A 12,366-nucleotide genomic window follows, 5' to 3' on the forward strand; every position below is an offset into this window, starting at 1 on the left:
CGAATTCGGTGCTGGAGCACGCTATGGCGATACCGACCGGGCTTGAGCTGCCGGCGCTTTCGGACTACTTGATCGCAAGTTCATCAGCGTCCCTCCATGGAATCTGTTGTGACTCAGGGCGCAACCCGGAACGTGGGCGGCATCTGGATCGATACGGTCTTGATGGTGCAGCCGCCCTCAAGGCTGACCTGGGTCGCCTCCAGCTTGCCGGTGCGGTTGTTCCAACTGCCTTCGGCGGTGCTCGGCCCGCAATCGCCGCCCACCAGGGGGGCGTGTACGGTGACCTGGATGCCGGACATGGCGCCGCTGGTTTCATCCTTGGCAATCAGCTTCCAGGGCAGGTGTGTGGCTTCCACCTGGCCACACTTGAGGCCGCCGCTGAAGTCGACTTTCTCGACGCTGGCGAAGCTGCCGTCGGGGCTGACCTTGCCGCTGACCTGGATGGTGCAGTCGGCATTGATGATGCTTTTGGCGAAGCTGATGGGCCCCTTGGCGGTGAACTCGGTGTTGGCCGGCTCGATGCGCGCCGCATCGGCGGCGCCCATCAGTGACACACCCAGCATGACCACAAACAGACGGGCAGCGATCAGAGGTGAAATAGACATCCGTGACTTCCTTACAGTTGCTTATTGTTGTTGTCGGTCAACGTGTTCAAGGACTTCTGTATTCGGGGCTCACCCTTCAAGCAGGCAAACGCAGGCGGTTCACGGGCACTTGAAGGGGTGAGCGGTCCAACTAAAGAGCGGTGTCTCAATCGGTGTCGGTGAAACCGTATTGCTTGAGCAGTTCGGCACGCTTGGCCGGATGCAGGTTGGCCAACCGCACATCCCCCGAGTAATGGGCCAGGACCCGGTGGTCCATCAGTCGCCGCCAGAGCGCCGGCACATAGGCCCAGACGATCATGGTGGCGTAGCCATAGGGCAGTTGCGGGGACTCGTCGAAGTGGCGCAAGGCCTGGTACGAACGGGTCGGGTTGGCATGGTGGTCAGAGTGACGCTGCAGCTGGAACAGGAAGATGTTGGTGACGATGCGGTTGCTGTTCCAGGAATGACGCGGCGAGCAGCGCTCATACCGGCCGTTGGGCTGTTTCTGCCGCAGCAGACCGTAGTGCTCGACGTAGTTCACCACTTCCAGCAGGGAGAAACCGTAGATGCCCTGGATCACCAGGAAGGGAATCACCGCCGCGCCGAGCCAGGCGATCAGCACGCCCCAGAGCACCACGCTGTACAGCCAGGCACTGAGCACGCCGTTCTTCCAGTGCAGGGTCGGCAGCCCGAGTTTGTGCAGGCGCTCGCTTTCCAGGTGCCAGGCCGAGCGCAGGCTGAACCACACAGTACGCGGCAGGAAGCTCCAGAAGGATTCGCCAAGACGAGAGCTGGCGGGATCTTCAGGGGTTGCCACGCGCACGTGGTGACCACGGTTGTGTTCGACGAAGAAGTGCCCGTAGAAAGTCGAGGCCAGGGCCAGCTTGGCCAGGAACTTGGACATCCCGCGGTTCTTGTGCCCCAGCTCATGGGCGATGTTGATGGCGATGCCGGTGGCGGCACCGGTGGACATGGCCATGCCCAGGTAAGTGAACCAGCCGACGCTGCCATGCAGTTGCGCACGTTCGGTCAGGAAGGCCGCGAAGCTCGCCAGGCTGCCCTGCAGGTGCAGCTGTTCACTAAGCTGCAACAAGCCACCGGCCATGATCCAGTCGACCCCCTTGATGGCCATCCAGGCGGTGACTACCAGGGACACCACCGAGAGCACGGCGCAGCTGTAGACGATGAAACGGTAGTAGGGTTGTTTTTCCAGATCGGGAACCGCGGATTCCGGCGGGTTGCTGGCGTCCTCTCCGAGCAGGCCGTCAATCAGGGGAATCAGGCCGAAGATCACCACCACCCCGCTCCACCAGAACACCTGGACACCGGTGGTCAGTGCGAACAGGCCTGCGAGCAAAGGGGTGATCATCGGCAAGGTGCCCAGCCACCAGAGGTGACGCTTGCCATCGGTCCAGACGCCGGGTGCCGCCACGGAGACAGTCATGGCAGCCTCCGCAGGATGGCCGTCGGCAGGGATGCCATAGAGGACAGCGCGACGGCGCTGTAGGGAGCGTGAACAGATGAAAAAACAAAAGCGTGAAATGGCGTTATTTTCATTATTTTAATCGCTCAATTGCACTTTCAAAAAAAACATTCAAAACATTTTTTTAAAAAAATAGCTCGGGTTCGTTAGCTCGTCAACTATTTTCTCGGCCTGTTTTGAATGTCGCCCGTGAAGCCTTTACAGCTGCTGCCAGAGTCGTTGCGCGACGATCGCAATCGCCACCTACAACGCCCCTAGCCTGCTCGGGATGCCGCGAACGGCGGGCGCAGCACGGTGGCGCTGCGCTGTGGTACGGCTTGTGCAGCAATGTGCTCGACCATGGCCACCACTCGCTCGACGGCGCTGATGGGCAGCATGTGCCCCCGACCTGGAACGATCTCAAGTTGCAACCCAGGCACCTTGCCCACCATGGTCTCGCCATGCCGGCGGTAATTGAGTATCGAGTCCGCCGAACCATAGATCAGCCCCACCGGCAGCTTCAGGCTGGGGTAGCGCTTGACCATGCCCGGCAAGGCGCGATTGACCACCGCGATCTCGCTGGAGGCGTTATAGAAGTTGTCCGAACGCATCCCCAACAAGCCGCCGCCACGCTCGGCGAAGTCCTCAGGCACCGGGTCCGGGGCGAATATCGCCTTCACCAGACCGCGACGGCCGAGCATCGCCATGGGCGCCGCCAGGGTCAGGGACATCCAGCGACGCAGGAAGGCCGGACGTACTCCAAGGGACAGGAACACCCAGGGCAGCATGCGTTGCGGATGAGTCAAGGGCGCCACCAGGATCAGCCCGGACACCGATTGCGGATGATCCAGCGCCAAAGACAGGGCCACGGCGCCGCCCAGGGAATGCCCGAGTACCAGCGGCTGCCCCAGGTCCAGGGTGCGAATGAACTTGGCCACCAGGCTGGCCTGGGCCGGCAGGTCCGCCGCCGCACCGCGGGCCCGAGTGGAATAGCCTGAGCCGGGGCGGTCGAGGGTGATCACCCGGAACCGTTCGCGCAGTTGCGGCGCCAGGGAATGGGTCAGGTTGCGACCGCAGCCGGACAGGCCATGGATCATCAGCAGTGCCGGGCCGCGGCCCTCGTCGGTGTAGTGCAGGCGTTCACCGCCGACTTCGAGAAAGCGTCCGTTGATCGGCACCTGACGTTCGATCCTGCGGTTGATACGCAAGCTCACCACCCAAAGCACCGCGCTGACCGCCAGAAATACCGCCGCCGCTACCAGCCACTGCATAACCCGTCCCCCCAGCTTCCCTGCGCCGCGCTGCAGGACCAGGATGATCCGCCGCAGTGGCTGTCGCCTTGGCCCGGTACTGCCTGTGGCGTCTCATCCCAGGTCCGGATGAGCCCTGCAAGATCCACAAGCGAATGGCGTAGGTGACTTTTTCAGGTGATTTATTTAAATTAATTTTTAAAACATTATTTTAAATTGTGCAATCCTGAGGTTTCACTCACCGACGAAAGTCACCCCAAGCGTCACCACAATCGAGGTACACACCATGAATGCGTACTCGCCACCCAACGACCCCGAGGTCGTTGACATCGCCATCATCGGCGCCGGTTTCGCCGGGCTGTGCATGGCGATCAAGCTCAAGCAAGCCGGGCTGCAAGACTTCCTGGTCGCCGAACAAGCCGCGTCCCTGGGGGGCACCTGGCGTGACAATCACTACCCCGGCTGCGCCTGCGACGTGCAATCCCACGTTTACTCCTTTTCCTTCGCACCCAACCCGAACTGGACCCGGCAGTTCGCGCCCCAGGCAGAAATCCGCGAGTACCTGGAGAACTGCGCCAGGGACTTCGCCCTGACGCCCTTTCTGCACTTCAACATGGGCTTGGAGCAGGCGGTCTTCGATGAGGTTTCAGAGCGCTGGCAACTGAGGTTCGGCAATGGCCGCAAGGTCAGCGCGCGGGTGCTGGTGTCCGGCATGGGCGGCCTTTCGCGTCCGGCGATCCCGCAGATTCCCGGCCTGGACACCTTCACTGGCAAGCGCTTTCACTCCCAGCAGTGGGACCATCGCTACTCCCTGCAAGGCAAGCGCGTGGCGGTCATAGGCACGGGCGCCAGTGCCATTCAGTTCGTCCCGAAAATCGCTCCCTGGGTGGCGCAGCTCAAGCTGTTCCAGCGCACCCCGCCGTGGATCATGCCCAAACCCGACCGCGAACTCAGCGCGGCGGAACGCTGGGCCTTCAAGCACCTGCCCTTCACCCAGCGGCTGGTGCGCTCGGCTCTGTACTGGGCCCTGGAAAGCCGGGTGATCGCCTTCGCCCGCAGGCCGAAACTAATGAAAGTGGTACAGCGCGTGGCCCTGCGGCACCTGCGCAAGCAAGTCGCCGATCCGCTCCTGCGCCAACGCCTGACGCCCGACTACACCATCGGCTGCAAGCGCATCCTGATTTCCAACGACTACTACCCGGCCCTCTCCCGAGGCAATGTGGGGGTCATCAGCGATGCCATCCAGCGCATCGACAGCGATGCCGTGATCACCGCCGACGGCACCCGCCACCCGGTGGACTGCATCATCTTTGGCACCGGCTTCCAGGCCACCGACCCGATTCCCCAGGGCCTGCTCTTCGGCCGCCGGGGCCAGGACCTGATGGACGCCTGGTCCGGGGGCGCCCATGCCTACCTCGGCACCTGCCTGCCGGGCTTTCCCAACTTGTTCATGATCGTCGGCCCCAACACCGGTCTTGGGCACAACTCGATGATCCTGATGATCGAGGCTCAGGTGGACTACATCCTCAAGGCCCTGGAACGGATGCGCCTGGACGGCATCGCCAGCCTGGAGGTCAAGCCCCAGGTCGAGAGCCAGTACAACCAGCGTCTGCAACAGCGCCTGGCCGGGGCCATCTGGTCCACCGGCGGTTGCCGCAGCTGGTACCTGGACCCCCGCAGCGGCCAGAACACCACCCTCTGGCCCGGCTCTACCTGGAGCTTCAGGAAGACCGTGCAGCACTTCCAGCTCCAGGACTACCTGACCACTCACCTGCTCCACCCCGGGACTGCCGCCACGCCGGCCGCAGCGCGCCCGTTGAACCTGCAAGAGGCCGCCATCGATGAAAAATTTTAACGGTAAAGTCGCGGCCATCACCGGCGCCGCCTCCGGCATGGGTCGTGCCCTGGCCATTGCCCTGGCCCGCGAGGGTTGCCACCTGGCCCTGGCCGACAAGAACCCCCAGGGACTAGCCCAGACCGTGACCCAGGCCCGGGCCGCGACCTTGCTGCCATTGCGCATCAGCAGCCAGGAACTGGACGTCGGCGACCGCCAAGCGATGTTCGCCTGGGCCGCCGCCAGCGCCGCCGAACACGGGCAGATCAACCTGATCTTTAACAATGCCGGCGTGGCCCTGTCCAGCACCGTGGAAGGTTCGAGCCTGGCGGACCTGGAGTGGATCGTCGACGTCAATTTCTGGGGTGTGGTCCACGGCACCCAGGCCTTCCTGCCCTACCTCAAGCAATCCGGCGACGGCCATATCATCAACACCTCCAGCGTCTTCGGCCTGTTCTCCCAACCGGGCATGAGCGGCTACAACGCCACCAAGTTCGCCGTACGCGGCTTTACCGAATCCCTGCGCCAGGAGCTGGACCTGCAAGGCAACGGCGTCTCTGCCACTTGCGTGCACCCGGGCGGCATCCGTACCGACATCGCCCGCAGCAGCCGCATCAGCGACAACGTCAAGGGCTTCCTGATCGACAGCGAACAGCAGGCCCGGGATGACTTCGAAAAGCTCTTCATCACCGGCGCCGAAACCGCCGCCAAGGTGATCCTGCATGGGGTGCGCAAAAACAAGCGCCGGGTGCTGATCGGCCGCGACGCGCACTTCCTCGATCTGCTGGTGCGCCTGCTGCCCGGCGCCTATCAGGCCCTGGTGGTGTGGATCAGCCGGCGCATGGCGCCCAAGCCGAGCCAGGAACGGCCGGCAGTCTACGAGGCCCAGGACGAGCGCGGCCTGTAGCGCCGCGTACCCATTTCATGTCTAGAGGAGCGCCAGCCATGCTGCCCATCCGCCGCGACATCCAGGTCGAACTGCCTGCCGAACGTGCCTGCGACTGGCACGAACAAGGCAGCCACGTGAGCCACTTCTTCAATGCCCTGTCCCTGCTGTTTCCTGCCGGCGAGCTGTTCTTCATGGACAGCGTGCGCCACTACCGCGAGCAGATTCACGACCCCGAGCTCAAGCGCGAGATCCAGGGGTTCATTGGCCAGGAAGCCATGCACAGCCGCGAGCACGTGCGCTACAACGACTTGCTGCAGGACGCCGGGCTGCCGGCCCATTTGCTGGATCGGCGGCTGCGGATGATCCTCGACTTCCAGAAAAAGCACTTCCCTGCGGCCTTCAACCTGGCCATCACCGTGGCCCTGGAACACTACACGGCGATCCTTGCCGACCTGCTGCTGCGCGACCCCAGTCGCTTCGGCGATTCGGTAGAAGGCTACCGGCAGATGTGGCTGTGGCACGCCCTGGAGGAAACCGAACACAAATCGGTGTCCTACGACGTCTTTAACACCGTGCTCAAGCCCGGGCCCAAGCGCTACCTGATCCGCACCGGGACCATGCTCTTCACCACCCTGACCTTCTGGCTGGTGGTGTTCGACTTCCATGTGCGCATGCTCATCGCCGACCGCCGTCGCGGTGGCCACTGGCGCGGCCTGTGGCAGGTGATCAAGTACCTCTACGGTCCCAAGGGCGTGTTCCCGCGCATCGCCCTGCCCTGGCTGCAATTCTTCAAGCCGGGCTTCCATCCCTGGGACCACGACAACCGCGAGCAGCTGCAACGCATCGACGGCCTGGTGCAAGAGATCGAACGCACCCGCGCCGCCGTGGCGGCCAAGTGAGCGGCCAAGTGGGCAGCCATGACACGCTGTGCCAGCGGCGTGCCATGAGCGCCTGCACGCACGCCAGGGGCTGCTAACCTGCAGCGCACCCTTTGTGCTGCGAGCGCGCGCCATGATCCTGATCTTGCTGCCCCACGCCGACTACGATCCCACTGAAAGCAGCCTGCCCTGGCAGGCCGCCAGGGACGCTGGCTTTGACGCGCAATTCGCCACGCCCCTGGGGTTCCCGGCCTACGCCGACTCGCGCCTGGTGAGCCTGGGCTTCGGTCCGCTCAATCCGCTGTTGATGACCCCCGCCGCTGACCTTGAGCACTACCACAGCATGACCCGCGACCCAGCGTTTCTCAGCCCCCTGAACTATGCCGACGTCGATCCGCAAGCCTTCGAGGGCCTGCTGATTCCGGGCGGGCATGCCCGGGGCATGCGCAGCCTGCTGGAGTCCGCGGATGTGAGGCGAATCATTCTGTCGTTCTTCAAGGCCGACAAACCCGTGGCCGCGGTGTGTCACGGCCCACTCGCGCTGGCCCGCTGCATCGACCGCGACAGCGGACGCTCGGTGCTCTACGGGCGCAAGGTCACCGCCCTGCTCGCAGGACCCATGGAACTGGCGGCCTGGATCGTCACCGCGCCGTGGCTGGGGCGCTATTACCGCACCTACGACCACAGCGTCGAGCAAGAGATCAAGCAGGTACTGGCCAGCCCGGCAGATTTTCTTTCCGGGCCCTGGCTGCCGCGCCGGGATTCAGCGCAGCACCCCGAGCGCGGCTTTGTGGTGCGCGACCGCAACCTGCTGACCGCGCGTTGGCCGGGGGACTGTCACCGCTTTGCCAATGAATGGGTCGCTCTGCTGCAACAGGCCCGTCAGGCCCAGGTTCAGCCGGAGCAGAGCAGCGCTGACCCGGCTTGAAGGCGTGGCGGCACGCACGACTGTCTCCATGACCTGTTCGCCGACAAGCCGGCGCCTGCGGGAGAGGGAGCCGGATCAGGCATGGGACCAGCGTCGGTGCAGGCCACGGGCAAGGGCGTCGAGGGCAAACCCGAGCACGCCGATCAGCAGCACCATGGCCATCAGTTCCGAGTAGGCCAGGCGGTCCCGGGTGTCGAGGATGAAGTAGCCCAGGCCGGCGCTGACACCGAGCATTTCGCAGGGCACCAGGACGATCCAGAGAATGCCGATGGACAGTCGCACCCCGGTCAGGACATGCCCCACCACCCCGGGCAAGATCACCTTGCGCAAGGTTTCCCAGCGGGTGGCGCTGAGGCTGCGGCTCAGTTGCAGCCAGCGCGGGTCCAGTTGACGCACGCCGGCCGCGGTGTTGAGCAGGATCGGCCACAGAGCGGCAAACGCCAGGAGGAAGTAGATCGGTTGGTCCCCTACCCCCATCAGCATCACCACCACGGGCATCCAGGACAGCGGCGAGATCATCCGCAAGAACTGGAACGCCGGGGTGGTCGCCGCCTCCAGGTGCCGGTAGCTGCCCACCAGCAGGCCCAGGGGCACACCGATCAGCAAGGCCAGGAGCAGCCCTACCAAGATGCGCTTGAGGCTCACCAGCACATGCTCATACAGCTCGCCGCGCCCCAGCAGTTCCACCAGGCTGGCGAAGGTCGCCTCGGGGGAGAAACGCGCCGCCAGGCCGTTGCCGCCTCCCAGCAGGTGCACCCCCAGCCACCAGCCCAGCAGCAGGCTCAGCAGCCCCGCCAGGCCCAGGACCCAATGGCTCAGGGAGGAAGGTTGCTTGCCCATCAAAGACCAAACTCCTCGCTGCGTTCGAAGCTGTCTGCCAGACCGAAGGCCTTGAGCCCGCCCACTGCGGCGATGGCGTTGCGCACAAAGCGATCGTCCACCAGGTCCTGGGCGGTGTACGCCGGGTCGAGGTTGGCGAGAAAGCCCTTGTCGCCCTCGATCAGGGTGTCCTTGAGGCGCTTGACCAATTCCTCGGTGTAACTGGGAAACGGATACGGCTGGAAGTCGATGCGCGACTCGTCCCAGTGGCTGTGCTGGATCGCGCCGCTGGCCAGATAAGCCTCACGGTCGCTGGCCGCTGGCGCCAGCACCCGGTTGAGGACCTGGGGCGCATGGGGCGTGTAGCGATTGCTGCCGTCCTTGGACAGCAACTGCGTAGCCTCGGCGCGGTGGTCCCGGGTCCAGAGCTGGGCCTTGACGATGGCGTTGACCACTTTCTGCGACCACTCGGGGCGGTTGTTCAGGTCGTGCTCATGCATGAACACCACGCAGCAGGCGTGATTGCGCCAGACATCCCCGGTAAAGCGCTGTACCCGCCCCACCTTGAGCTCTTCGGCCAGGGCGTTGAAGGGCTCGGCGACGATGTAGCCGGCAATGCGCTGGCTGGCCAGGGCCGGCGGCATGTCCGATGGCGGCAGCACCAGCAGGTTGACCTCGTTGGCGCCCAGGGCGCTGTCGGCGGCCTTGCTCACCGGCACCAGGCCGTTGTCGCGAAACAGTTGCTGCACCACCACGTTGTGGATCGAGTACCAGAACGGAATCGCCACCGACTTTCCCGCCAATTGCTTGATCTCGGTAATACCCGGGGCCACGGTCAGGCCGGAGCCGCCGACATGGTTCCAGGCCACCACCTTGGCCGGCACCCGGCTGCCGTAGCGGGCCCAGACGGTCATCGGCGACAGCAGGTGAATGACATTGACCTGCCCGGAAATGAACGCCTCGATCACCTGCGCCCAGCTGCGCAGCAGCACCGGGCGTTCGGCCTTGATGCCCTCGGCCTCGAACAGGCCGTTGTTGTGGGCCACCAGCAACGGCGTGGCGTCGGTGATCGGCAGGTAGCCGATGCGTACCGGCGCATCCGGCTCCTGGGCGGCGCGGGCGTGCAGGCTGTTGAGCAGCGGCAAGGCGCCGCCGGCGGTCAGCAGCGCGCTGAGTTTGAGGAAGTCACGACGCGTGTGAGTGAAGTCGTCCAGGCACATGGTCAATCTCCGACGGTGCAGGCAATGGGGAATTAAGGGGGTTGCGGCTCGCCCGCCGAAGGGTTTTGAGAATCTCGATACGCAAGGCGCCCAGCTCCTCGATCCGTTCGGCGCGGGGCGCCGGCAGGTCGATGTGCCACTGGCCGAGGGTGCGCGCCGGGCTGTTACCCAGTAGCAGCACCCGATCGGACAACAGCAGGGCTTCGTCGATGTCGTGGGTGATCAGCAGCGCGGCCGTGCGGTGCTGGCCGATCACCTTGAGCAGCAGTTGCTGCATGTCGGCCCGGGTCACCTCGTCCAGGGCGCCGAAGGGTTCGTCCAACAGCAAGACTTGCGGCTGCCGGGCCAGGCAGCGGGCCAGGGCCGTGCGCTGGGCCATGCCGCCGGAGAGCTGGGCCGGGTACTGCCGACGGGCATGGTCCAGGCCAACGGCGGCGATGGCGTGGTCGATACGGACCTGACGCTGCGTCTGGCTCAAGTGCGGCTGGCGGGCAAAATCCAGGCCGAAGGCGACGTTGTGCTCCAGGGTCAGCCAGGGCAACAGGCTGGGGTCCTGGAAGGCCACCGCGACCCGAGGATGAGGACCGCTGAGCACCTCGCCCAACAGGCTGACCTGCCCCTTGTGGGGCTGCTGCAGGCCGGCCAGGACCCGCAACAGGCTGGACTTGCCGACCCCGCTTGGGCCGAGGATGGACACCACTTCGCCGGCTTGCAGTTGCAGCTCGAAGTCTTCCAGCACCACGTGCCAGCCCTCGGCCCCGGGATAGCCCAGGCTGATGTTCTGCGCATTCAACAACGCGCTCATGCTGCGTTACGCGCCTGGCGCTGCAGTTCGGCACGCAATTGCACCAGGCTTGGCGTGACGATGGGCACAAAGGCCGACTCGCGCCAGCGCCGGGCAAAGCCGCTGCCGAATTCATTGAGGTAGGCCTTGCCACCGCTGGCCTGCAACTCCAGTTGCACGGCGTTGGCAGTGGCCTCGGCCAAGGCGATGCGCACCCGGAACAGCGCTGCGGGCTGGGTCAGGAAACGCCCGTCGAGCAGACCCTCCTTGAGCTCGGCAACGGTCTGTTCCAGGTGCTGGCGCTGCTCGTGCAACGGCTCAATGAGAATCGAGCGGGCGCCCTGGACATGGCTTTCCACTTCCCTGAGGGCCCGGCGCGCCAGGCCGATGGCCAGGGCACATTGCAGACCGAGAAAGGCCGGGCGCACGGCCGGCAGGAAGACTCGGGCGTCCTCGTGCAGCAGCCAGTCTCGCGGAACCTGCACCTGACTCAAGTCCAGGGCCGCGGTGTTGCTCGATTGCAGGCCCATCAGTTGCAGATCGTCGGAGCGCTGCAGCCCGGGCAAGGCATCGGGGATCGCCAGGATAAAGGGCGCACCGCCCTCCTCGTGCTCGATGGCCGCCGCCACCACAAAACCGCTCTTGCGCAGGTTGGTGACCCAGTGCAGGCGGCCGTTGAGGCTCCAGCCCTGGCCCTGGTCCCGCGCCTTGACTTGCAGCGCCTCGATTCCGGACAGGAATTTCATGGCGTTGGACAGCCCGGTGGCCCCGGCCAGCTCGCCACTGAGCAACGAGGGCAGCAAGCGCTCGCGCAGCGCCTGGTTGGGACTGTGCAGCAGGTATTCGATAAAGGCCCGCTGGCCCCAGAACACGAAGGCGGCCGCCAGGGAATGACTGGCCACCGCGGCCATGACTTCCAGGGCATCGGTCAGCTCGCCGCCGCTGCCCCCCAGTTCCTGGTCGATGCCGACCCGCAGCACATCGGCCCCGGCGAGGCGAGCGAGTACCTGCTGGGGATCGCAGTGACCCTGGTCCAGCGCCTGGGCCTGGGCATCCAGCCATTCACTCAAGTGCGCACTGAGCATGTGGTTTTCTCCTTGAAGGGGGCGCCGTTGGATAACCGGCGCCTTGAATCATTGACCTTGGGCCGACCAGCGATACTGGGCCAGCTCGGGGTTCAGTTCGGTCCCGGCGAACACGTTGGCAAAATTGCACAGGGTCGCCAGGCTGATGCCCAGGATCACTTCCAGGGCGTTGCCTTCGCTGTACCCTGCGGCCTTGAACTGGGCGTAGCCCTGGTCGCTGACCTTGCCCCGGGTGGCGATCACTTCCCGAGCGAAGGCCGCCAGGGCTTCCAGACGGGCCTCGGGCAAGCTGCTCTGCTCACGCAGGGCGCTGATCACCGGGTCCGGGAGTTTGGCCTTGTTCAGGGCCACCGCGGTATGACCTGCGACACAGAAATCGCAGCCATGGGTGGTGGCGGCGATCAACTGCACCACTTCCCGCTCCGCCAGGCTCAGATCAGCCTTGGCGTTGAGGCCCGAGACCGTGACGTAGGTCTCCAGGGCGGCCGGGGCGTTGGCCAGGATGCCCAGCAGGTTGGGAATGTAGCCGGAATTTTTCAGGGCATTTTCAAGAAATGGCCGGGCGGCTTCTGGGGCGCTGTGCAAGGTGTGTAGAGTGACGCGGGACATGGAGTGGACTCCTGGTATGTAGGT

At 64.8% G+C, this 12,366-nt stretch carries 12 protein-coding genes; 4 read left to right on the forward strand and 8 right to left on the reverse strand.

Features of this window, described 5'->3' with window-relative positions:
• Positions 1 to 113: 113 nt before the first annotated feature.
• From praA to PQT43_RS12805, 3 genes are all read right to left on the reverse strand, one after another.
• Entirely contained in the window at positions 114 to 605 is a 492-nt protein-coding gene (gene praA, locus PQT43_RS12795) for an alkane oxidation protein activator PraA (protein ID WP_272754036.1), read from the reverse strand.
• A 145-nt stretch (positions 606 to 750) separates the two neighbouring features.
• Positions 751 to 2,028: an alkane 1-monooxygenase gene (locus PQT43_RS12800; protein WP_102879419.1), complete on the reverse strand. Its 1,278-nt coding sequence runs from the start codon at positions 2,026 to 2,028 to the stop codon at positions 751 to 753.
• 293 nt (positions 2,029 to 2,321) lie between these two features.
• Positions 2,322 to 3,317, reverse strand: a complete 996-nt coding sequence (locus PQT43_RS12805) for an alpha/beta fold hydrolase (protein WP_123390948.1) — start codon at positions 3,315 to 3,317, stop codon at positions 2,322 to 2,324.
• Between the two features lie 265 nt (positions 3,318 to 3,582).
• On the opposite strand from PQT43_RS12805, the gene PQT43_RS12810 reads away from it, so the two are divergent.
• The 4 genes from PQT43_RS12810 to PQT43_RS12825 all read left to right on the forward strand — a co-directional run bounded on the left by PQT43_RS12810 (position 3,583) and on the right by PQT43_RS12825 (position 7,825).
• Positions 3,583 to 5,151 carry a flavin-containing monooxygenase gene (locus tag PQT43_RS12810; RefSeq protein WP_272754037.1) on the forward strand — a complete coding sequence of 523 codons (1,569 nt, stop codon included), beginning with the start codon at positions 3,583 to 3,585 and terminating at the stop codon, positions 5,149 to 5,151.
• Positions 5,138 to 6,037 carry an SDR family NAD(P)-dependent oxidoreductase gene (locus tag PQT43_RS12815; RefSeq protein WP_267268152.1) on the forward strand — a complete coding sequence of 300 codons (900 nt, stop codon included), beginning with the start codon at positions 5,138 to 5,140 and terminating at the stop codon, positions 6,035 to 6,037. The genes PQT43_RS12810 and PQT43_RS12815 overlap by 14 nt, the downstream gene beginning before the upstream one ends.
• A gap of 38 nt (positions 6,038 to 6,075) precedes the next feature.
• Entirely contained in the window at positions 6,076 to 6,918 is an 843-nt protein-coding gene (locus PQT43_RS12820) for a metal-dependent hydrolase (RefSeq protein ID WP_123390953.1), read from the forward strand.
• A 112-nt stretch (positions 6,919 to 7,030) separates the two neighbouring features.
• Positions 7,031 to 7,825, forward strand: coding sequence for a type 1 glutamine amidotransferase domain-containing protein (locus PQT43_RS12825; protein ID WP_272754039.1), 795 nt, complete (start codon positions 7,031 to 7,033; stop codon positions 7,823 to 7,825).
• 75 nt (positions 7,826 to 7,900) lie between these two features.
• Here PQT43_RS12825 and PQT43_RS12830 read toward each other — a convergent pair whose 3' ends face one another.
• Genes PQT43_RS12830 through PQT43_RS12850 form a run of 5 tightly spaced genes read right to left on the reverse strand, consistent with a single transcriptional unit; the run spans position 7,901 to position 12,342 of the window.
• Complete coding sequence (locus PQT43_RS12830) at positions 7,901 to 8,665, reverse strand: ABC transporter permease (RefSeq protein WP_102865111.1); 765 nt, start codon at positions 8,663 to 8,665, stop codon at positions 7,901 to 7,903.
• Positions 8,665 to 9,864 (reverse strand): ABC transporter substrate-binding protein, encoded by a 1,200-nt coding sequence (locus tag PQT43_RS12835; RefSeq protein ID WP_272754040.1) that lies wholly within the window; start codon positions 9,862 to 9,864, stop codon positions 8,665 to 8,667. The genes PQT43_RS12830 and PQT43_RS12835 overlap by 1 nt, the downstream gene beginning before the upstream one ends.
• Positions 9,830 to 10,669 (reverse strand): ABC transporter ATP-binding protein, encoded by an 840-nt coding sequence (locus PQT43_RS12840; protein ID WP_272754042.1) that lies wholly within the window; start codon positions 10,667 to 10,669, stop codon positions 9,830 to 9,832. Before PQT43_RS12840 ends, PQT43_RS12835 begins: the two co-directional genes overlap by 35 nt.
• Positions 10,666 to 11,733 carry an acyl-CoA dehydrogenase family protein gene (locus tag PQT43_RS12845; protein ID WP_272754043.1) on the reverse strand — a complete coding sequence of 356 codons (1,068 nt, stop codon included), beginning with the start codon at positions 11,731 to 11,733 and terminating at the stop codon, positions 10,666 to 10,668. The genes PQT43_RS12840 and PQT43_RS12845 overlap by 4 nt, the downstream gene beginning before the upstream one ends.
• Positions 11,734 to 11,781: 48 nt before the next feature.
• Complete coding sequence (locus PQT43_RS12850; RefSeq protein WP_102879428.1) at positions 11,782 to 12,342, reverse strand: carboxymuconolactone decarboxylase family protein; 561 nt, start codon at positions 12,340 to 12,342, stop codon at positions 11,782 to 11,784.
• Positions 12,343 to 12,366: the final 24 nt, after the last annotated feature.

Source organism: Pseudomonas sp. BLCC-B112 (assembly GCF_028550695.1).
GTDB classification, from domain to species: domain Bacteria; phylum Pseudomonadota; class Gammaproteobacteria; order Pseudomonadales; family Pseudomonadaceae; genus Aquipseudomonas; species Aquipseudomonas danubii.